Annotated in this window: 11 protein-coding genes, 4 tRNA genes and 4 rRNA genes; 10 read left to right on the top strand and 9 right to left on the bottom strand. The window is 46.1% G+C overall.

Going from position 1 to position 21,551, the window contains the following annotated elements:
• Window positions 1-51 precede the first annotated feature (51 nt).
• Entirely contained in the window at window positions 52-834 is a 783-nt protein-coding gene (locus tag OQ289_RS21780; RefSeq protein ID WP_270088799.1) for a hypothetical protein, read from the bottom strand.
• A 176-nt stretch (window positions 835-1,010) separates the two neighbouring features.
• Here OQ289_RS21780 and def point away from each other — a divergent pair, with 176 nt between their 5' ends.
• Window positions 1,011-1,589: a peptide deformylase gene (gene def / locus OQ289_RS21775; RefSeq protein ID WP_270088798.1), complete on the top strand. Its 579-nt coding sequence runs from the start codon at window positions 1,011-1,013 to the stop codon at window positions 1,587-1,589.
• Window positions 1,590-1,675: 86 nt separating this feature from the next.
• Here the strand turns inward: def and OQ289_RS21770 are convergent, their stop codons facing one another.
• The 5 genes from OQ289_RS21770 to OQ289_RS21750 all read right to left on the bottom strand — a co-directional run bounded on the left by OQ289_RS21770 (window position 1,676) and on the right by OQ289_RS21750 (window position 10,775).
• The gene (locus OQ289_RS21770; RefSeq protein ID WP_270088797.1) at window positions 1,676-2,302 is read right to left on the bottom strand and encodes a trimeric intracellular cation channel family protein; all 627 of its coding nucleotides are present in this window, start codon (window positions 2,300-2,302) and stop codon (window positions 1,676-1,678) included.
• A gap of 60 nt (window positions 2,303-2,362) precedes the next feature.
• Window positions 2,363-4,714 (bottom strand): GAF domain-containing protein, encoded by a 2,352-nt coding sequence (locus tag OQ289_RS21765; protein ID WP_270088796.1) that lies wholly within the window; start codon window positions 4,712-4,714, stop codon window positions 2,363-2,365.
• Between the two features lie 9 nt (window positions 4,715-4,723).
• Window positions 4,724-8,350: a BamA/TamA family outer membrane protein gene (locus tag OQ289_RS21760; RefSeq protein ID WP_270088795.1), complete on the bottom strand. Its 3,627-nt coding sequence runs from the start codon at window positions 8,348-8,350 to the stop codon at window positions 4,724-4,726.
• 336 nt (window positions 8,351-8,686) lie between these two features.
• Window positions 8,687-9,574, bottom strand: coding sequence for an SdiA-regulated domain-containing protein (locus OQ289_RS21755; protein ID WP_270088794.1), 888 nt, complete (start codon window positions 9,572-9,574; stop codon window positions 8,687-8,689).
• Window positions 9,575-9,602: 28 nt separating this feature from the next.
• Window positions 9,603-10,775, bottom strand: coding sequence for a Pycsar system effector family protein (locus OQ289_RS21750; protein WP_270088793.1), 1,173 nt, complete (start codon window positions 10,773-10,775; stop codon window positions 9,603-9,605).
• Window positions 10,776-11,381: 606 nt separating this feature from the next.
• Here OQ289_RS21750 and OQ289_RS21745 point away from each other — a divergent pair.
• The 5 genes from OQ289_RS21745 to rrf all read left to right on the top strand — a co-directional run bounded on the left by OQ289_RS21745 (window position 11,382) and on the right by rrf (window position 16,411).
• A 16S ribosomal RNA gene (locus OQ289_RS21745) occupies window positions 11,382-12,903 on the top strand.
• Window positions 12,904-13,015: 112 nt separating this feature from the next.
• Window positions 13,016-13,089 (top strand) — tRNA-Ile (locus tag OQ289_RS21740).
• A gap of 13 nt (window positions 13,090-13,102) precedes the next feature.
• A tRNA-Ala gene (locus tag OQ289_RS21735) sits at window positions 13,103-13,176 on the top strand.
• A 153-nt stretch (window positions 13,177-13,329) separates the two neighbouring features.
• Window positions 13,330-16,214, top strand: a 23S ribosomal RNA gene (locus tag OQ289_RS21730).
• An 85-nt stretch (window positions 16,215-16,299) separates the two neighbouring features.
• Window positions 16,300-16,411 (top strand): 5S ribosomal RNA (rrf, locus tag OQ289_RS21725).
• Together the 16S, 23S and 5S rRNA genes with 2 tRNA genes alongside form the textbook arrangement of a ribosomal RNA operon.
• A gap of 190 nt (window positions 16,412-16,601) precedes the next feature.
• Here rrf and OQ289_RS21720 read toward each other — a convergent pair.
• The 3 genes from OQ289_RS21720 to OQ289_RS21710 form a co-directional block, all read right to left on the bottom strand.
• A complete protein-coding gene (locus OQ289_RS21720; RefSeq protein WP_333485559.1) occupies window positions 16,602-17,585 on the bottom strand; it encodes an ISAon1 family transposase in 984 nt (327 codons plus the stop codon).
• Entirely contained in the window at window positions 17,578-17,943 is a 366-nt protein-coding gene (locus tag OQ289_RS21715) for an ISAon1 family transposase N-terminal region protein (protein ID WP_270088792.1), read from the bottom strand. The genes OQ289_RS21720 and OQ289_RS21715 overlap by 8 nt, the downstream gene beginning before the upstream one ends.
• Window positions 17,944-18,291: 348 nt before the next feature.
• A complete protein-coding gene (locus tag OQ289_RS21710) occupies window positions 18,292-18,447 on the bottom strand; it encodes a hypothetical protein (protein ID WP_270088791.1) in 156 nt (51 codons plus the stop codon).
• 270 nt (window positions 18,448-18,717) lie between these two features.
• Between OQ289_RS21710 and OQ289_RS21705 the strand changes: the two genes are divergently transcribed.
• From OQ289_RS21705 to OQ289_RS21690, 4 genes are all read left to right on the top strand, one after another.
• Window positions 18,718-19,125, top strand: a complete 408-nt coding sequence (locus OQ289_RS21705) for a GtrA family protein (protein ID WP_270088790.1) — start codon at window positions 18,718-18,720, stop codon at window positions 19,123-19,125.
• Window positions 19,126-19,660: 535 nt separating this feature from the next.
• Window positions 19,661-21,182 (top strand): 16S ribosomal RNA (locus OQ289_RS21700).
• A gap of 112 nt (window positions 21,183-21,294) precedes the next feature.
• A tRNA-Ile gene (locus OQ289_RS21695) sits at window positions 21,295-21,368 on the top strand.
• Window positions 21,369-21,381: 13 nt separating this feature from the next.
• A tRNA-Ala gene (locus OQ289_RS21690) sits at window positions 21,382-21,455 on the top strand.
• Window positions 21,456-21,551: the final 96 nt, after the last annotated feature.

The following is a 21,551-nucleotide window of genomic DNA, read 5'->3' as shown; positions in this document are numbered from 1 at the left end:
CTGTTTAGACTCAAGTTTACTGTGTTAAATATACACAATTGTGGTTTGCTTTCATAATGTTAGGACCATTTTTAAACTCCCACTATTGCTCTTTGGATATCCAGAGGGATATAATTTCTTAAGCTCGTCTTCGTTGGATGGAGTAAGTGTATGACGTTCTTGGCCATTAAACCAAAATTGCTGGGGGCTGGTCTGACTTTTTTTTAGAAAGCCAATTTTGGTAAGACTGGAATCTTGACTCCAATCTCGATCGGCATAGGTCATGATATCTCCTGGATGAAAATCAGCTTGAAAGGCTTGTATCAATTTGCTGATTCCGCCGACGACGATAATGCCTTGTTTATGACAAAATCGGATCAACTCGAAGGAGCGGTATGATAGAGGCCTTTCATCCATATGGCGGCCACCTGAGAAAATCGCAATGGAAACTAAATCACCATTGAAAAATAGGCCATAACGATACTTGCCTGCTACAGCTTTTTGAAGATGATGGTCTTGTTGAAATTCAAGGCTCATCTTTTTGTCTATTCTGGCAACAACAGTATGCCGAGCATATATACGAACGGCTTGTCCAGCAAGTGTTTTTATCCTTTGGATTATCTTATGTTGCTGGATGAGGATATCTTCAGCATCTATATGTATGTTGTCGATGTCATGTATCGTAGAGGATATTCTTTGCGCGATGAAATGCGTGTATATGTAAATGTGAAATGGAAAGGTTGGGCCAGAGATACCGAAGACTCCTGGTTGTATTATCGAGAGGGAGAGCTCTTGATTCAATGCTCTTGAAAGTTGCTGTGTAAAATACTGAGAAGAGTGGTGCTCTGAATCCATATCCATGTGGGTTGTATTGACAAAAGTAAGGCATATTAGGGGATAAAAAAGAGTCTAAGGAATTTTTTGTAGAGGATCAATGTGTGTGGAAGAAGAATGCGATTGTATCTGCGAGTGGAAAAGAAAGTACTTTCAAAAAAAATATTGGTAACTTTGTACCCACAAAATTAATAGAGATGAAACTTCCAATAGTAGCGTATGGAGATCCTGTCTTAAGAAAGAAGACGGCAGAGATAGATGAAGATTATCCGCAAATTAAAGAATTAATCGTAAATATGTTTGATACGATGTATGCTGCAAATGGTGTAGGCCTAGCGGCACCTCAAATCGGGGTTCCTATTCGTCTATTTGTGATAGATGCTTCGCCCTTTGCAGAGGACGATGATGAAGATCAATCATTGAAGGGCTTTAAAAAGGTATTTATCAATCCGATCATAGTAGAAGAGAAGGGGGAAAAATGGGGGTTTAGTGAGGGGTGTCTAAGTATTCCGGATATTAATGAAGAGGTATTCCGCTACTCGGATGTCGTCATCAACTACCTTGATGAAAACTTTGAAGAGCAAGAGATTGAACTTAAGGGGTTAGCGGCGAGAGTGGTGCAGCATGAATACGACCATCTGGAAGGAAAGCTATTTACGGATAAACTTGGCCCACTGAAAAAAGCTATGCTGAAAAGCAAGCTGGATGCTATATCGAAGGGAATGGTGCGTGTAGGATACAAGATGAAATTTCCGTTAGAGAAGAAAAAGCGTTAAGGGGAACTCCTTAACGCTTTTTCTTCTCTGATAAGTGTATGTTTGATGCTATATCAAAGCTCCAAGGGTCTCCCCTCTTGGATGAATCACAAAGGTCTTTTTAACTCACCCACGGCGGGAAGGTATAATCGGTATTTTATAGATACCATGCGTATGATAAAGACAATGGCCGCACCAACAAATGCACAACCTGAATTATTCATTCCTGTATTTCGTAGCAGAATAAAGGAAACTGCGCCTGCTAGGCAGGCGGTGGCATATATTTCTTTACGAAAGATTAAAGGTGTTTCATTCATAAGGGTATCTCGAATGACTCCTCCCATGACAGCGGTAAACATTCCAAAGACAACAGCCGCAATTTCGGTGCTTTCGTAAGTGAGTGACTTTTGGACACCAACAATTGTGAAAAAGCCAATACCAATCGCATCGAAAAGAGATAGTGTCCGAGCAAAACGATCTAACCTTTCATTGGCTAACAAGGCGATAATGACTCCTATCAATATGGCAATTAGATAATTGCCATCATTTACCCAAACCGGCCGAAGATTGAGGAATATATCTCTAAGAGAACCCCCTCCTATGGCGGTAACGAAACCCAGAAAAGTAGCGCCAAACATGTCTATGTTTTTACGATTGGCGGCCATGGCCCCTGAAATAGCGAAAAACATGGTGGCGACAAGATCGCTGTAATAAATATAGTTGGCATCTGTCATGACCTTAATTTGGATTCAAGTATAAGCAATTTGTCAAATAAATATGCGCACCCTTCGTTATTAAAGGGAATAATCTAGATTAATAGTCACTCTTAATGCCCTGAGACCATCTACTCCTGGAACTTTTTCCAGTTCGAGATCCTCAATACCTGGTGCGAGGAGGCTCTCTGTTTGTAAATTGCGGATGCTTTCTTTTAATTCGGATACAACATGGTCAGAAAAGTATACAATGGAAATCTTTTGGGGCTGCGTAAGGCGTTCCAAAGTATCCTTGATCCTAATCTTGTCCAATCGCTTTTTGATAATCTGATGTCTGATATTGTAAGAGCCCTCTACATCAAAACGGCGCTCGTCACTGCGAAAAGAGATGTCGATATTGTTGGTACTGACGAATATAAGTTGGGTGGTCTCAAGGGCAAGGGGTAGATGGGATTTTATGTGTTGGAGTTTGACCCCAATCCTGGCCATTGTAATGAGTTGCTGAAGTCTAAATATCCTAATAATGTTGTTATCAAAAACTTGTTGAGGGGTGATGGATGATCCAACGTAGATGTCGTATTCAACACCGTCAGTCCTAAATCGTTCAAAATAAGAGGGGTAATTTCCTTGAATGAAGGCATTTAAAGCATCAAGCTCGTCATTGATAATGGCATTAAGTTGTTGGATGGATGTCTCAAATTCTCGTTGAAAGCGATTGGTGTTATCTGGATGTTGCTCACTATTACAATGATAGGCTGCGATAAGCCCATCAACAACTGGATTTTGACCAGCAAGTGCAGCAAAAAAAGAGGGTGTCTCGTTTTGTAGGAAATCGGTAGCATTGATGACGGCCTCGTCAAAACTGCTAATTTCTAGAAGGTGTTGGGATTGTTGTATACGGAGATGGAACTCTCTTGTGGATCTTGGATCGTATATTTTTCTGATGTCACTTACTAATTTTTCTAATGCGAAGTGTTGTTGTTGGAAGTCCTTTTTGATCGCTATGTTTCGAAGCACGGACGAGTCTCTGACGTCAATGGCTCCATAGAGCGGATATACATTTGGAAAATGGACGGTCTGAATCCTGGAATTCTCCTTGTGATAGAATAATTTGCCGAGGTACTCGGCGGCAACTTCATTGAACTTCCATTGTACGGCAGGTTGAAGCGCCGTGAAATGCTCAATGATAACGGAGTCTAATCTGTTTTTGAATTCCAATGAAAGGTCGAAAGCTAATTGAGATAACAAGGTAATGAGTTGCCTTAGTTTGGAAAGGATGGTGTTGTCAAGCGTGGCTTCTTTACTGGAATAAATCTCAAGAACCCCAGAGAGACTATGGTTGTAATATAGCGGAAGTGCTAGATATGTCATAATACCTTGTTCTTGAAGTGTGTGTAGGAGAGGCGTATCCGAATTGTCCATACCGTCTACTAAATTGTAAACGATAGAATATGGAATTTGGAGATATTGGCTTAGAAAATTGGGGTCATACTGCTTGATATATTTTTGAAACGGACCAAATAGGATGCTTTTCTGCGCAAAATCGGAGTCTAAAATGGCTCCCCCGTTGAGATAGAAGAGCGGAAATAGACTGAAGTTGATGTCTTGTGACCCAAAGAAAGTTTTAATATGCTGTTCTAATTCGGAGAAATAGGTCTTGGGCTCGTAAATTGACAAATTTGACATCATGGACTTGATTCGACTCGTGACATGCTCTTCGGTGATGTCTTTGAGTGAGAGTATGGAGAAACCTGAAAATTCGAACTGGCTTAAATCTAATGCATCAATCAATTGAGACCAGTCAACTTCGACGTTCTTATTTCGATTGCGGAGTTGAGAATAATCAATCGTTGGAAGGATGCCGCGATAGGTAATGTCGACAAATGAATAATCGATATGAAGTTCGTAATAAGCTTGTGGATTGCCGTGGTCATCTTTCAAGGTGTAAGATAGTTTGTGAGTATCGGTTAAGGGGAAGCCGTAAAACCGCTGCAAGACTAAAGAATACATCTGCCTGATATGGGGAGCAATAGATCCAGTAATAGGGGGATTGTTGAATTGGTCCTCGGTAAAGATGGGTTGGGTCAGTAGCGTATAAAAAGCGTCGGTGCCGTAAAAGGCTGTTTGGCTAATGGGAGATGCTATTCCCCATAGGGCCTGTTCGTCATCGCCCGTCATAGAAGTCGTCAGGTTGAAGATGAGATAGAGCCCTTCGGCAAATAGCTCGTGATTGGAAGCGGACATGCTTCCATACTTCTGTTGTAGCTCTGTTAACTTGTCAAGGACGAAAGCTGGGATGAGACGCTTGCTCGGATCGGGGACTTGCGCCCTTTGCTGAAGATAATTCAGGAATGGTACAAGTGAAACCTCTTCGGATATGCTGCTCCCGAGGAGCTGTTCGGATTTGAAAATATTAAGTGCTGTAGCTTGCATAAATCATAACTAAAATCTAAAACCCATTGAAAAATATGGATACCAACCTTCTTTGGAATGAGCCATGACATATTGAAAGGCTACCATTTTGGCTAGAATATAATAGACCCCACCCCCTACTCCATGATGTAGATTGTCTTTCTCTTCGGTTTTGGACCAGACTCTTCCGACATCGTAAAGGCCCAAGATTCCAATCTCACCGGGTAAAATGTAACTGTTAATATGGCGGATTCGGGCGCGTGTCTCAAAATTGTTGTATAGATATTGATCTCCAGCAAATCTATATTGGCGAAAGCCTCGAAGATTTCCCTGACCTCCTAGAAATAGCGATTGATAAAACGTGGGCTTTCCAAAATTACTGCCGGCGCCGAGACGATTAGCGAATACGATTGCATCATTTGATATACTTTTATAGAAGCCTATTTCGGCCGAGACTTGAGCATAGGAACGGGCATGTCGACTAAGGCCGGTAAAGCCATCTAAAGAGGCCTTGAAATAGCCGCCTTTGGTAGGATGGAGCTTGCTGTTGCGATTGTCTTGCTGTAGGCGCGCTGAAATACCGATAAATGTTTTGTCCTTGTCAACAGTGAGACTATCATAGGAATGGAGGGCCTGATTGCTTAATATGAAACGTCCAGTATTTTGTGATTGATCCAAATGATAGTGTTGTAAGGATGGACCGATGCTATAACTAAGAGTGGAGGTGGGTTCCCAATGCAATTGGGGTGTGAGTTGGTAGATATTGAATCGCGCACGGTAATATTTACTACCATAAATGTCCTCTAAAAAAGTGGAACTATTGCCCATTCCAAAGAAATTCTGACTGTTGTCGGGAGCTTTGGCGAGTGCGTCCACAACAAGATCGGCTTGGCCGAGGAGGTCTTTCCAATGACCTCGGTAGTTAATGCGGTAGGCACCTGTCCGAATGGAGCCTAAAACGCCAAATTCTTGGGTATGGGTAAATGGGGATTTGCGGAATCCACGCTGATGGGTGTATTTTGTGCCGACTCCAAGAAGTATGCCGTCATCTACGTTGTAGCCTGCGGAGAGTAAGGGAAGCCAAGTGTTATATAAATTAACCGGGACAAAGGCGATATTGGATGAATCGGATGAGATTTGTCGTTTTAACGGCTTTGACGGTCCAATTATGGTCGAGGAATCATTATTTTCATACAATTGTACCCGCTTGGCCTCCCCTTGTACTAAATAGGTTTTAGGGTCATAGTCGCCAATAATACGAAGCTTTATCTTTGACTTTTTATCAAGGATGACTACTGAATCAGCACCTTTTCCTAAATATAACCGTATTTCTTTCGTGAGATTGGTCGTAAATGTTCGATTTAGGATAGATTTGGTGAGGACTCCATCTTTGTTGATTTTATCGATGGACAGTTTTACCCCTCCATTTGCGGTGTCTTTGATCGTCACTTTTTCGTTTTTGTCACTTAGATGGATATCAACAATATTGTTGATGAATGCATAATGCTTCTTCATAACTGTGGGAAGAGCATCTCTCCGAGCTTTTAGGGTCTGAAAGATATCGTTTCCTCTAATCTCAATAGCGGATTGCGGAAGTTGATTGACACTGGCTTGAAGTACGCTGTCGGTTAGTTTGGCTTTAAATTGATGGACCTCCTTCATCCAATCGTCATAAGAGAGTTGGGCGCTTGGTGCAGCATTTAGAAAGCGAGATTTGATCATGGAATAATTTATTCGAGAAATTTTCGAACTGAATCCCTGCATTGTCGGCATAATAAAAGGCTGATAGATATTGGAGGTGATAAAGCCTTGTGTGACACGAAGGGCTTGGTCACGGTCCCTAGGTATAGGGATGTAATCCCGGTCCTTGTTTTTAGTGCCCCGATTTTCATCATACCAACGCCATTGATCTTCGTGTCTGTCCCAATCGTTGATCAAGACGTCTAACATGCGGGCTCTGAGGAAAACCTTCCCCTTTACCTCATTGTCATTATCATCTTGTAGCTTTTGGAGCATCTTGATTGTATTGTCGGATTTGCCCAAAGGCTCCCTTTCTTCCAAAAGGGCGACTTGATTTGCAAATAGATTATTGTAAACACCAAGGCTGGAGTCTGCGGCAACCACTCCTATAATGGGATGGGCAACGGGCAATTTTATTGCATTGGCGAGAGGGGGAATCATCAGAGCGGAATAGGGATGTTGGGCGCTATTGGCATCATCTAATATATTCTGAACGAAGGTATCATGCAGTTCTTCAGGGATTAAAGACTCCGTTCGTTTATTGACAGAGCGTAAGGCCCATTCGCGGCCTGTCGAATCTTCTAATCGGATAGAAATCGACTGCATGCCACCTCCTCTTTTGGTCGGTTTAAGACCGCCCTGGATTTGGGAAATCCGTAGAATAGGCAAGGTGGTGTGTGCAGCCCATTCTTTTCTATAGTTCTCTCCTAAAAAGAAACGTTGAAATTTGTTGGCAGTGTTGTATTTGGGATTGACCTGAACGGTAACACTGTCCTCTCCCGCGGTTATATTATAAGCCGAATGAATCAGTGGTTGTACGTCTACGTAGGGTTTTATATGGGCGTATTCTTCTTTAAGATGTTGACCATCGTAGATGTAGAAGGATATTCTAGTGCTGTTGTCCAATAATTGGTCTATAACAACGAGACCTTGTTTGGCAGATTTGTATTTGAGGTACTTACCTGGGTGTATGTACGCGCTTTTGGCCCCAGCGCCACTGACGACCTGTGTGATATCTTGGTCTTGAATGAGCTGTAAGCCATGGTCATGCCCAGAAACATATATGATGTTGGGAAATGATTTGAAAAGGGCTGTCACTTCGTCAACCAAATCTGTATAAAGTGGATGTGGTTTATCTTCAGGAGTTTGAAGAACAGTAGAGCGTAATATTGGATATAGAGAGCCTACAAAGGGAAGTGGAAGGTATAGGTTTTTCCACTTTTCTGTGAGCGGAAAAATATGTTGTTTAATAGAATAATAACCTCCGTGTGTACCATAGGTACGCATGGGATGATGAGAGGCTAATATGATGGTTTTGTCACGATTGTCGTAGAATAATTGGTCTAGTTGTTGAAGAAAGTCTGCCTTAGAGGTACATTCACAATCTACATTAGGGGTATTCTTTTGGTGTGGGAATAGCCAGTATTCACTGTCGTACGCAATAAGAACTAAATCGCGAGAAAGGGGAATCTCTATGGGGCCTGGGCAACCATTGGCGGGAACCAATTTCAAAAGTGAGTCTTGTTGATTTTGAATGAACTGTCCTTGTGCTCTTATTTTGGCAAGTCCATCTTTGCCCATATAATCCCAATCGTGATTTCCAGGAATAAAATATACAGGAGCGCCGACCGCACGCAGCGGGAGATACTGTGATTTTAAGATTTCTTGTGTGCGATGCTCGTCTTTGTGCCCGCTAAGCGCCATTCCGTCAGGATATATATTATCTCCGAGGAATAAAACTGTGGTTTGGTGGGGGAGAATAAGGGAGGCTGCTTGTGGGATAATGGCCTGTTGTTCAGGACTGAGGTCTCCTGCATCTCCAATAAGGATGAGACGTGTCTTAACCGATTGATTTTGGGCAAAGGATTGGGCGCAAAGTAGTTGAATGATAAGGAAACAAAGGATTTTCATTTGCATAATACTACTTTGTCTACCTGTTGGTGAATAGGATTGTTTAGTCATTATTGATGTTCAAAAATCGTCATGTTACTCTCACTTTGTTCGCTTCATGTTGACTTCATATGAAGTAGCCATCTAGCATTAGCTGTACAAATGTTAATAATATGGCTGAGATGTTCCGTCTCGATGACCTGGACAAGTTAATGATGAAAAAAATCAAACTGAATGTAGCGAGCTCGCGAAGTAATTGTATACAGCTGAATCAATAAGACTAGCTTGGTTAACGAAAAAACAGAATGATGCTGTCATATGCTTGTTGTCGGTTTTTCAGTATATATATATATGTTGAGAGTGTTATTGAATAATCTCGAATTTGTATAAAATAGCTTTATCACCCGTGCCCGCTTCATTGCTGATGTACAGGTTGTGCTGACTATCAAAGGCAATACCTTCCGGCTGTTGATGCCTTTTTGGGTCTAGTGCATGCACGGCTTTGATGTTCCATTGTGGATCAGCAATGGCCAGAACCTTGTCAACAGAAGATAGGATATACCATTCTTTTGTTTTTGGATGCTGAGATAAAGCAGATGGTTTGAATGTCTTTTTAATACTATTGTCAAATTTTTGTATTTGGGAAATGTCAATTTTGAACTCTCCCGACAGAGTTAATATTCCATTATCATCGATCTTTAATATGTAGCCGCTAGTCTGGGCATTTTTCTTATCTATCGAGCAAGATTTGCACAAAGCAAAAACGATTCCTTGTGCCGCATCAGTAGCAAGTCCCTCATACTCTCCTTTTGGTAAAAGGTTCTTGAAGGTTTTGACAGATGAGATATTTTGTGATTCGATGATTGGAAAAGTATAGAATGTGCCATTGCTCTTTAATATTATGAAATGTGAGGCACTTACAGCTAGGTCTTCATAGTCTCCATCTTTTTCGAAAGGAGAAGACGTTAGATTATTTCCAGCTAGCGAATAGGTGTATAGCAGGCCTTTCTCATCCTGTACGGCGTAAATCTGGCCATCTTCATTCGGTAAAAAGGTGATGCCAGAAATTTCCAACAAGTCTGTCGGTAAAGGCATGGCTTGCCCTGCGTTGAGTTGATAAGGGAGTGCTGATTGCTGGCTTCCCTTCTGGTTAGTCGAGGACGAGTTGTGCTTTGCTTTTTGGGAGCACGCCTGGAAAGTGGAACAGCTTAACAGAAGAAGGAGTGCTAGCGGGAGTGAATTGCGGTACATGGGTGATTGGTTTTAAAGTGAATAATGATTACACACTAACAGCTATCAAAAATGCGATAGAAGAAATAATTAGGCCGAACATAAAAATTCCATAGGCAAGTCGTAAGAGCTTGTACTTGCGACCTAATACGACGCCTTGAGAATATACATCTTTGGTCAACATGCCATATAAAAATTCGCTGTCATCCATGACCTTTCCCATGCTTTCTTTGTATTCGTCGAGTTTCATTTTGTAGAAGTTGCCAAAGAAAAGGAGATTGACGGATTTATTTTTGATTTCTTCTTGTGTAAATACGCCCGGTGGAACTTTTGGGATGGTTGAGAGAATTGCAATAACCATGGTGGATACACTGATTGTGAGTAGTAGTATTGTTGGAATCGCGAGGTGTTCGTTACTGTCTAGTTTACGCAAAAGGACAGCAATAACCATGGATAGGATGATGGAATTGACCGTTAATAGAATATTAGCTTTATTATCCGCCATATCACTAAGGCGTTGATTATTGGAAGAGGTTATACGAAACATGGTTTCGATACCTCTTTCTGGCTTTTTGATGCGCTCGTCCTTGGAAGTAAATATGGTCTCGTTTATTGGGGGGGCTGTTTTTTTCTTTTTCTTTTCCAACTTTTCTAAGTTCGCCAGTTTGGTAGCATTTAATTTATGCTGTGCATACTCGGTATGATAATTATGGCTGCGCATGAGTTGGATTGTTTGCTTGCGCCAAGTATCTTTATCTATAGGTGTACCCGTCACGGATTCGATTTCTTTTCGCATGAGTTTGTTTCGGGTCTCGAACTGTTCTCCGCCTAAATGAAATAGATCGGCGTCACATAGTATTTGTTCTAATAGTGTTTTGGGGTTTTGGGGCATTTTAGTTGCCTTAATACAATTGACAACCTGATTTTGGACTTCTATTGGTAGATGATGGCTTTGGAGGTAGGACGTGGCAAGGGTTGCTCCACGCTCTTCGTGACCTACCCCTCCCCCATTTAAATACCCTAGGTCGTGAAAGTAGGCGGCGCAGGTAATAATAAAATTGTCCTCCTCACCTAAATGATAGTGACGAGACATTTCAGATGCGGCTTCAACAACCTCAAAAGTATGGATGTCATTATGAAAGCAAAATTTGGAGATTTTATTCTGACGAATATAGTCCTCAACATAGCTTTTTATCTGTTCAATGAGTGTATTATAGTCCATTATTAAAGATACGTAAATAAGAATGTAAATATATCTACAAGATGATAAACTTGCATGCGGTAAGATATGTTTTACGTTGTTCAAACATATTTTTAATGAATTTAATACTTTGTAGTATCTGTGCGACGCTATTTTTAAAAACTAAGTAAGCAACATATCAACCCGTTACCTATTTTAATTAAAAAACTTTGTTTGAAAGTTTGGAAGTGGTTGTTTAAAAGTGCTACCTTTGCACCACTCCGCAAGGGAGGTATGGTCCGATCGAGAGGTCGTTCCGTTTGAAAGAGGGGATTGGCGATGTGTTCCGGCGAACAATTTTAAAATAAAGTTTGCGGATGTCGAAAATATCCCTACCTTTGCAGTCCCTTCGGAAACGGAGGGTTTTGGAAACAGGAAAACGATCGGGGCGCGAAGCCCTGTGAGATATAAGCCGGAACGCGAGTCGAGGCAGATGAGTTCTTTAAGGAAATGATCATGTAACGTAACGAGTAGCTGGGATTTTTCCGGGCGAAAGTTCGGAAAACGAAAGCCAAGCCAATCAGGTCGGGAAATTAAAAAAGACAATTCTATTTATGTTATAGATAGTTAGAGTCGACACTTCATTTTACAATGGAGAGTTTGATCCTGGCTCAGGATGAACGCTAGCGGCAGGCCTAATACATGCAAGTCGAACGCGATCGGGGTGCTTGCACCCCGTGAGAGTGGCGCACGGGTGCGTAACGCGTGAGCAACCTACCCTTGTCAGGGGGATAGCCCGGCGAAAGTCGGATTAACACCGCATGACATCCCTGGAGGGCATCTTCCGGGGATCAAATATTCATAGGACAGGGATGGGCTCGCGTGACATTAGCTAGTTGGCGGGGTAACGGCCCACCAAGGCGACGATGTCTAGGGGCTCTGAGAGGAGAATCCCCCACACTGGTACTGAGACACGGACCAGACTCCTACGGGAGGCAGCAGTAAGGAATATTGGTCAATGGGCGCAAGCCTGAACCAGCCATGCCGCGTGCAGGATGACTGCCCTATGGGTTGTAAACTGCTTTTGTCGGGGAATAAACCCACCTACGAGTAGGTGGCTGAACGTACCCGAAGAATAAGGATCGGCTAACTCCGTGCCAGCAGCCGCGGTAATACGGAGGATCCAAGCGTTATCCGGATTTATTGGGTTTAAAGGGTGCGTAGGCGGTCTTTTAAGTCAGGGGTGAAATACGGCAGCTCAACTGTCGCAGTGCCCTTGATACTGAAGGACTTGAATATGGTTGAGGTATGCGGAATGAGACAAGTAGCGGTGAAATGCATAGATATGTCTCAGAACACCGATTGCGAAGGCAGCATCCCAAGCCATCATTGACGCTGATGCACGAAAGCGTGGGGATCGAACAGGATTAGATACCCTGGTAGTCCACGCCCTAAACGATGATAACTCGATGTTGGCGATAGACAGTCAGCGTCCAAGCGAAAGCGTTAAGTTATCCACCTGGGGAGTACGCCCGCAAGGGTGAAACTCAAAGGAATTGACGGGGGCCCGCACAAGCGGAGGAGCATGTGGTTTAATTCGATGATACGCGAGGAACCTTACCCGGGCTTGAAAGTTACTGAAGTATCCAGAGACGGATACGTCCTTCGGGACAGGAAACTAGGTGCTGCATGGCTGTCGTCAGCTCGTGCCGTGAGGTGTTGGGTTAAGTCCCGCAACGAGCGCAACCCCTATGTTTAGTTGCCAGCACGTCAAGGTGGGGACTCTAAACAGACTGCCTGCGCAAGCAGAGAGGAAGGTGGGGACGACGTCAAGTCATCATGGCCCTTACGTCCGGGGCTACACACGTGCTACAATGGTCGGTACAGCGGGCAGCTACACAGTAATGTGATGCCAATCTCTGAAAGCCGATCACAGTTCGGATTGAGGTCTGCAACTCGACCTCATGAAGTTGGATTCGCTAGTAATCGCGTATCAGCAATGACGCGGTGAATACGTTCCCGGGCCTTGTACACACCGCCCGTCAAGCCATGAAAGTTGGGGGTGCCTAAAGCATGTAACCGCAAGGAGCGTGTTAGGGCAAAACCGATAATTGGGGCTAAGTCGTAACAAGGTAGCCGTACCGGAAGGTGCGGCTGGAATACCTCCTTTCTAGAGTACCTGATAGGTACTCGTTACGTACATACATGATCGACCTAGGAAAAAGAAATGGAATAAGGTCCGTCCCTATATATGGAGGTCGGTACCGAGAGAGATATAAGCTAGTCCCGTAGCTCAGTTGGTTAGAGCACTACACTGATAATGTAGGGGTCAGCAGTTCAAATCTGCTCGGGACTACGATCGGTTATACGGGGGATTAGCTCAGCTGGCTAGAGCACCTGCCTTGCACGCAGGGGGTCAACGGTTCGAATCCGTTATTCTCCACGAACGCCGCCGTCCTATATGGATTGCGTGCGCAAAGAGTTCTTTGACATATTGAAAGAAAAAAATTACAAGAGAAGACAACAGTAGGGACGTTTTCCTTTTGGGGAACGTAACGACAAGCACTTCCATGGTAGCAAAAGGGCCATGAGGAGGAAGAAAGTAAATAAGGGCACACGGAGGATGCCTAGGCTCTCAGAGGCGATGAAGGACGTGATAAGCTGCGATAAGCCACGGGGATCGGCAAATGCGACTCGATCCGTGGATTTCCGAATGGGGAAACCTGGCATACTGAAGGTATGCCGTACAATACGCGAACGCGCTGAACTGAAACATCTAAGTAGGCGTAGGAGAAGAAAATAACAATGATTTCCCAAGTAGTGGCGAGCGAACGGGAAAGAGCCCAAACCCATCATGTTACGGCATTTTGGGGGTTGTAGGACCACGATATTGCATTGGCGCTATGAACTGGAACCGGTTGGGAAACCGGGCGATATGGGTGATAGCCCCGTACAGGCAAAGAATGCCAGCATAGTGGTATCCTGAGTACCGCGGGGTCGGAGACGCCCTGTGGGAATCCGGCGGCACCATCCGCCAAGGCTAAATACTCCTGAGAGACCGATAGTGAACCAGTACCGTGAGGGAAAGGTGAAAAGAACCCCGAACAGGGGAGTGAAAAGAACCTGAAACCGTGTGCTTACAAGCGGTCGGAGCGGACAAGTTCCGTGACGGCGTGCCTTTTGCATAATGAGCCTACGAGTTACTCTTGTCTGGCAAGGTTAAGCGGTTCAGCCGCGCAGCCGAAGCGAAAGCGAGTCTTAATAGGGCGCATAGTCAGATGAGGTAGACGCGAAACCTTGTGATCTACCCTTGGGCAGGTTGAAGTTGCAGTAACATGTAATGGAGGACCGAACCGATAAACGTTGAAAAGTTTCCGGATGACCTGAGGGTAGGGGTGAAAGGCCAATCAAACTGGGAAATAGCTCGTACTCCCCGAAATGTTTTTAGGAACAGCGTGAGAATAGAGTCTAGCAGAGGTAGAGCTACCGATTGGGTGCGGGGGAGTCAAATCCTACCAAATCCAGACGAACTCCGAATGCTGTTAGATATGTCTTGCAGTGAGGCTCTGGGTGCTAAGGTCCAGGGCCGAGAGGGAAAGAACCCAGACCATCGGCTAAGGTCCCCAAATGTAGTCTAAGTTGAACTAACGAGGTCCGGTTGCCCAGACAGCTAGGATGTTGGCTTGGAAGCAGCCATTCATTTAAAGAGTGCGTAACAGCTCACTAGTCGAGCGGCCGGGCGTGGATAATAAACGGGCATCAAGATTACTACCGAAGCCATGGATTCATACAGCGATGTATGTCTGGTAGGGGAGCATTCCATCGGGGGCGAAGCAGCATGGCAATGTGCTGTGGACCTTATGGAAAAGCAAATGTAGGCATAAGTAACGATAAGGCGGGTGGGAAACCCGCCCACCGAAAGACTAAGGTTTCCTGATCAACGCTAATCGGATCAGGGTTAGTCGGGGCCTAAGGTACACCCGAAGGGGGATAACCGATGGACAACTGGTCAATATTCCAGTACTTTTTATAACTGCGATGTGGTGACGGAGTAGTGACACTGCCGCGGACTGACGGAATAGTCCGTTGAAAGGCGTAGGTATAGGGACGGTAGGCAAATCCGCCGACCCTGCTGAAACCCAATAGTACAGCAAAGCTCCGGCGGCGCTGATAGAGCAGGTAAACAGACTTCCAAGAAAACCCGCTAAGCTCCAGGTTATAAAAACCCGTACCGTAAACCGACACAGGTAGTCGAGGAGAGGATCCTAAGGTGCTCGAGTGAATCATGGCTAAGGAACTCGGCAAAATGGCCCTGTAACTTCGGGAGAAGGGGCGCTTCCTCACGAGAGTGAGAAGCCGCAGTGAAAAGGCCCAGGCGACTGTTTAACAAAAACATATGGCTTTGCGAAATCGCAAGATGAGGTATAAGGCCTGACACCTGCCCGGTGCTGGAAGGTTAAGAGGGGATGTCATCGCAAGAGAAGCATTGAATCGAAGCCCCAGTAAACGGCGGCCGTAACTATAACGGTCCTAAGGTAGCGAAATTCCTTGTCGGGTAAGTTCCGACCTGCACGAATGGTGTAACGATCTGGGCGCTGTCTCAGCCATGAGCTCGGTGAAATTGTGGTATCGGTGAAGACGCCGATTACCCGCAACGGGACGGAAAGACCCCATGCACCTTCACTATAGCTTAACATTGGAATTGGGTACAGGATGTGTAGGATAGGCGGGAGATGTTGAAGTGGCTTCGCCAGGAGCCATGGAATCAACCTTGAAATACCGCCCTTTCTGTATCCGGTTTCTAACTCGATTATGTCGAGGACATTGTTTGGTGGGTAGTTTGACTGGGGTGGTCGCCTCCAAAAAGGTAACGGAGGCTTTCAAAGGTAAGCTCAGTACGCTTGGTAACCGTACGCGGAGTGCAATGGCATAAGCTTGCTTGACTGTGAGACCGACAAGTCGAACAGGGTCGAAAGACGGACATAGTGATCCGGTGGTTCTGTATGGAAGGGCCATCGCTCAAAGGATAAAAGGTACGCTGGGGATAACAGGCTGATCTCCCCCAAGAGCTCATATCGACGGGGAGGTTTGGCACCTCGATGTCGGCTCGTCACATCCTGGGGCTGGAGAAGGTCCCAAGGGTTGGGCTGTTCGCCCATTAAAGTGGCACGCGAGCTGGGTTCAGAACGTCGCGAGACAGTTCGGTCCCTATCTGTTGTGGGCGTTGGAAGTTTGAGTGGATCTGACCTTAGTACGAGAGGACCGGGTTGGACCGACCGCTGGTGAACCTGTTATGCCGCCAGGTGTACGGCAGGGTAGCTACGTCGGGGATAGATAAGCGCTGAAAGCATCTAAGTGCGAAACTAGCCACGAGATGAGACTTCCTTAGAGGGCCGTAGTAGATGACTACGTCGATAGGTTGTAGGTGTAAAGGTAGAGATACCATAGCCGAGCAATACTAATAGCCCGAAGCTTTCTCAAGCAGAGGACACTGTTGTCTTCCTCTTTGTTTTTTTCTTTCGATTGTCTATAGATACGACCATAATGTGTCGTACCAAAAAGGATTTCAGGTGCCTATATCGGCGGTGTCTACCTCTTCCCATTCCGAACAGAGAAGTCAAGCCCGCCAGAGCCGATGGTATTGCCGTAACAGGTGGGAGAGTAGGTCGGTGCCTTTTTTTATACGCCCCCCCGGGAAACCGGGGGGGCTTTTTTTTGTTGTCCCTCCCCGGGGGACACAACAGCCCGTATTCCCATCGTACCCCAGGGGATGGCAGATAGGACAGTAGCTCGACACCTTATCGTACGCCCCTGCGTGAACCCGGGGGGATTTTTCGGATCATACCGAAAGTTTGGGGGGAATCATTTTTAGGCATACAATTTCGTCACTCTGTACAAGAAGAATGTTGTGTCTCTTACGCCACGGAAGACGCTCCTGAAAGCTTTGAGCTTTGCGTTGAAAGACTCTGCCGAAGCATTTGTGCTTCTGTTGTCGAAGTAGTGTAAAATGTATTGGTGATGTGCTGCGATTGACCTTGCGACACTCTCAAATGAGGATATTCCGGCATTCTCTACCTGGTTATGCCATAGCCCCAACTTGGTAAAAGCGACTTTCTTGTCTTTACATTTATTGAAGATATCGCCTAAAGCAATGCCTAGGTCATAAGCCTGTTTTAGCTTCGGAAAGCGCATGAACAGTAATTCTGCACGATGCTTTTGACTTTCAGTCCACCGGCTTGGGTGTTTGAACAATAGGTGTCTGGACCTGGCCAATAACTGTTTGAGGGTATCTCCATTGGGGAGTAGCCCAGCTTCATGGGGATGTCCTGTTTTGCTAGATTCAACTATCTTCTTGCTCTCTGCATCCAATACTTCCCAACGATATTTAATCCTGAGTTCCTGAACAGCATCGTAAGCTAGTTTTTGAACATGGAATCGGTCGACCACACGCCTGGCATTCCGGAAACATCTGCGGATTGCCCTTGCCATGTTCGGTGCCATATCCATGGTCACCTCTTTTACTTTGTTCCTTGAACGCAAGGGGATTCGCTCGAGCACAGCGGTAATATCTTCCGCCTTTGTGCCCTTAATAGTGGCTAGTATCGTCCCTTTCCTGCCTTTTGCTGATTTACTGCTTACAATAGTGTAAAGCTCACCGTTGCTAAAGCTGGTCTCATCAATGCTTAGGCGTTCGGAAATGTTTTCAGGAAAAAGTGTCCAACGCTCTGCATGGCCTTTTTGGGCCCAACCGTGAAAGTCGCTGAGATGGTTCTTGTATTGGTCCTGTAGCTGCTTACCGTCCATTTGAAAGAATAAGCCTACCAAATGTGCACTTACAGGATGGTCATCCAAATATCTTCTTTAAAAAAAGGCCGAATTCTGTTGTCATTCGAGCACCTTCACGCACTAGGTTCCAATCTCTGGCGATAACCTGTCCGCTATCCAGAACGGTCCAGCGACGACGACGAATATGTAGCGTAACTTTCTGTCCTCGAATGGGAAAGTCTGAGATCTCAGTAGATGGCATAAAGCCCTTGGACTCCAGTTTGCTGTTCTCATAGCCTGCTGGTGCTATATTGAGTTCATCCAAATAGATGTGGAGCTGATTGTCAACCTGATTGACTGCTAAAATTTGAAAGTATTCTAAAAGCCCTTCGGGCATCAGTAAGGATAGTAATTTACGTTCGGCGTCTTCCAAGGGATATCTCATTTAAAGAAGCTAAACTAAGGAATTTTTAGTATTCCCCCCAAGAATTCAGCTTGACCCGATTTTTCGTTGTGGATAAATTTGTACAGATGTCCGCCAGATGGCGGATAAGCGAGCGGGGCATCAGGATGGGGGCCCGTGGACCACGGAAATAAGCTGGTTGGCCCGCATAGGAAGAGGTCTATGTCCCCCCGCATCCTGAGCCGACTTGCATATGCTTTTATCCCTTTGCATCGAAACACCCAGCGGCTGCACCCGTAGCTTCCTATCGGAATAGGCGATATCTTTTTGTGGTGGAGATGTGGGGTCCTGGATACCCTGTCGAATAACCTGGGACCAGCTTGGCCTACCTTATCCGCCCCCTTGGCAAGCCCGTAAAGGCATCGGTCCTGCCAAGGATCGCAACGACTGTCCAGCCTTGCTCCTCGGGCAGCCCGTAGAGGCCCTTTCGATACCCGGATATCGACCAAGCACCAGGTAGCCCTTTCCTTTTGTCCCACGTTCCATTTATGGCCATTCCTATAGAGCAGACAACGCCCCCCGGAAAGGATTTGCTCGATGGTGTCCCCGTTGGTCGGTATTTCCGCAAGGATAGGCCTCCTTCGTCCTTCTGGACCCTGCGATGGCCTGCCAGCGGTGTTGGTCCTTATTTCCCGGGGAGCCTCGTCGGCCGGACATGGGAGCGGTCTATTACCGGGCACGGGGAAAGCACCTCTTGGCCATAGGTCCCCTGTTTTCGGCAAGGACAGGTAGGTTATTCCCACAACAGCATCGCGGATGCCCTGTTGGACCTTAAAAAGATATGGAACAGCAGATATTCGCGTTTGCAAAAGCCGAGCCTCCATCTTTATGGGCGGAGTTTTTGATTATGTGGCAATGGTGTCCTGCAAGGAAGTCGTCGGGATCGATGCCAAGGATGCTATCCGTATATCCGGAGCCCTAGGTGCCGTGGTCAATTTTTCCCTAGATCGATATTGGGCGTTCCAGAAAGTCGACAGTCCGGTCGGGGGGCAGGTATGGAAGTTTATATCGGTGGTGTTGGGCAGTATTCTCTTGAAATCCGAGGCGACCCCGTTCGTGTCGCAGGTCTTCGGTATAGATTACAAGGTAGGTAGGCTGGCCGTCGAGCTGGTCGTGTCCCTGGGATTCAACTATCCCCTGCAACGCTACTGGGTCTTCAGATGATCCGGGGCCGTGGGCCATGGCCATAGGAAATAGGGCCTGATTTCCCCGATTTTCCGCCCCCATATCGTTTTTTATTCGGCAGGTTGATAGGCCGTTACCTATTTTAATTAAAAAACTTTGTTTGAAAGTTTGGAAGTGGTTGTTTAAAAGTGCTACCTTTGCACCACTCCGCAAGGGAGGTATGGTCCGATCGAGAGGTCGTTCCGTTTGAAAGAGGGGATTGGCGATGTGTTCCGGCGAACAATTTTAAAATAAAGTTTGCGGATGTCGAAAATATCCCTACCTTTGCAGTCCCTTCGGAAACGGAGGGTTTTGGAAACAGGAAAACGATCGGGGCGCGAAGCCCTGTGAGATATATGCCGGAACGCGAGTCGAGGCAGATGAGTTCTTTAAGGAAATGATCATGTAACGTAACGAGTAGCTGGGATTTTTCCGGGCGAAAGTTCGGAAAACGAAAGCCAAGCCAATCAGGTCGGGAAATTAAAAAAGACAATTCTATTTATGTTATAGATAGTTAGAGTCGACACTTCATTTTACAATGGAGAGTTTGATCCTGGCTCAGGATGAACGCTAGCGGCAGGCCTAATACATGCAAGTCGAACGCGATCGGGGTGCTTGCACCCCGTGAGAGTGGCGCACGGGTGCGTAACGCGTGAGCAACCTACCCTTGTCAGGGGGATAGCCCGGCGAAAGTCGGATTAACACCGCATGACATCCCTGGAGGGCATCTTCCGGGGATCAAATATTCATAGGACAGGGATGGGCTCGCGTGACATTAGCTAGTTGGCGGGGTAACGGCCCACCAAGGCGACGATGTCTAGGGGCTCTGAGAGGAGAATCCCCCACACTGGTACTGAGACACGGACCAGACTCCTACGGGAGGCAGCAGTAAGGAATATTGGTCAATGGGCGCAAGCCTGAACCAGCCATGCCGCGTGCAGGATGACTGCCCTATGGGTTGTAAACTGCTTTTGTCGGGGAATAAACCCACCTACGAGTAGGTGGCTGAACGTACCCGAAGAATAAGGATCGGCTAACTCCGTGCCAGCAGCCGCGGTAATACGGAGGATCCAAGCGTTATCCGGATTTATTGGGTTTAAAGGGTGCGTAGGCGGTCTTTTAAGTCAGGGGTGAAATACGGCAGCTCAACTGTCGCAGTGCCCTTGATACTGAAGGACTTGAATATGGTTGAGGTATGCGGAATGAGACAAGTAGCGGTGAAATGCATAGATATGTCTCAGAACACCGATTGCGAAGGCAGCATCCCAAGCCATCATTGACGCTGATGCACGAAAGCGTGGGGATCGAACAGGATTAGATACCCTGGTAGTCCACGCCCTAAACGATGATAACTCGATGTTGGCGATAGACAGTCAGCGTCCAAGCGAAAGCGTTAAGTTATCCACCTGGGGAGTACGCCCGCAAGGGTGAAACTCAAAGGAATTGACGGGGGCCCGCACAAGCGGAGGAGCATGTGGTTTAATTCGATGATACGCGAGGAACCTTACCCGGGCTTGAAAGTTACTGAAGTATCCAGAGACGGATACGTCCTTCGGGACAGGAAACTAGGTGCTGCATGGCTGTCGTCAGCTCGTGCCGTGAGGTGTTGGGTTAAGTCCCGCAACGAGCGCAACCCCTATGTTTAGTTGCCAGCACGTCAAGGTGGGGACTCTAAACAGACTGCCTGCGCAAGCAGAGAGGAAGGTGGGGACGACGTCAAGTCATCATGGCCCTTACGTCCGGGGCTACACACGTGCTACAATGGTCGGTACAGCGGGCAGCTACACAGTAATGTGATGCCAATCTCTGAAAGCCGATCACAGTTCGGATTGAGGTCTGCAACTCGACCTCATGAAGTTGGATTCGCTAGTAATCGCGTATCAGCAATGACGCGGTGAATACGTTCCCGGGCCTTGTACACACCGCCCGTCAAGCCATGAAAGTTGGGGGTGCCTAAAGCATGTAACCGCAAGGAGCGTGTTAGGGCAAAACCGATAATTGGGGCTAAGTCGTAACAAGGTAGCCGTACCGGAAGGTGCGGCTGGAATACCTCCTTTCTAGAGTACCTGATAGGTACTCGTTACGTACATACATGATCGACCTAGGAAAAAGAAATGGAATAAGGTCCGTCCCTATATATGGAGGTCGGTACCGAGAGAGATATAAGCTAGTCCCGTAGCTCAGTTGGTTAGAGCACTACACTGATAATGTAGGGGTCAGCAGTTCAAATCTGCTCGGGACTACGATCGGTTATACGGGGGATTAGCTCAGCTGGCTAGAGCACCTGCCTTGCACGCAGGGGGTCAACGGTTCGAATCCGTTATTCTCCACGAACGCCGCCGTCCTATATGGATTGCGTGCGCAAAGAGTTCTTTGACATATTGAAAGAAAAAAATTACAAGAGAAGACAACAGTAGGGACGTTTT

The organism is Sphingobacterium sp. SYP-B4668, assembly GCF_027627455.1.
GTDB lineage: Bacteria > Bacteroidota > Bacteroidia > Sphingobacteriales > Sphingobacteriaceae > Sphingobacterium.
This window is presented reverse-complemented; position numbering and strand designations above follow the sequence as displayed.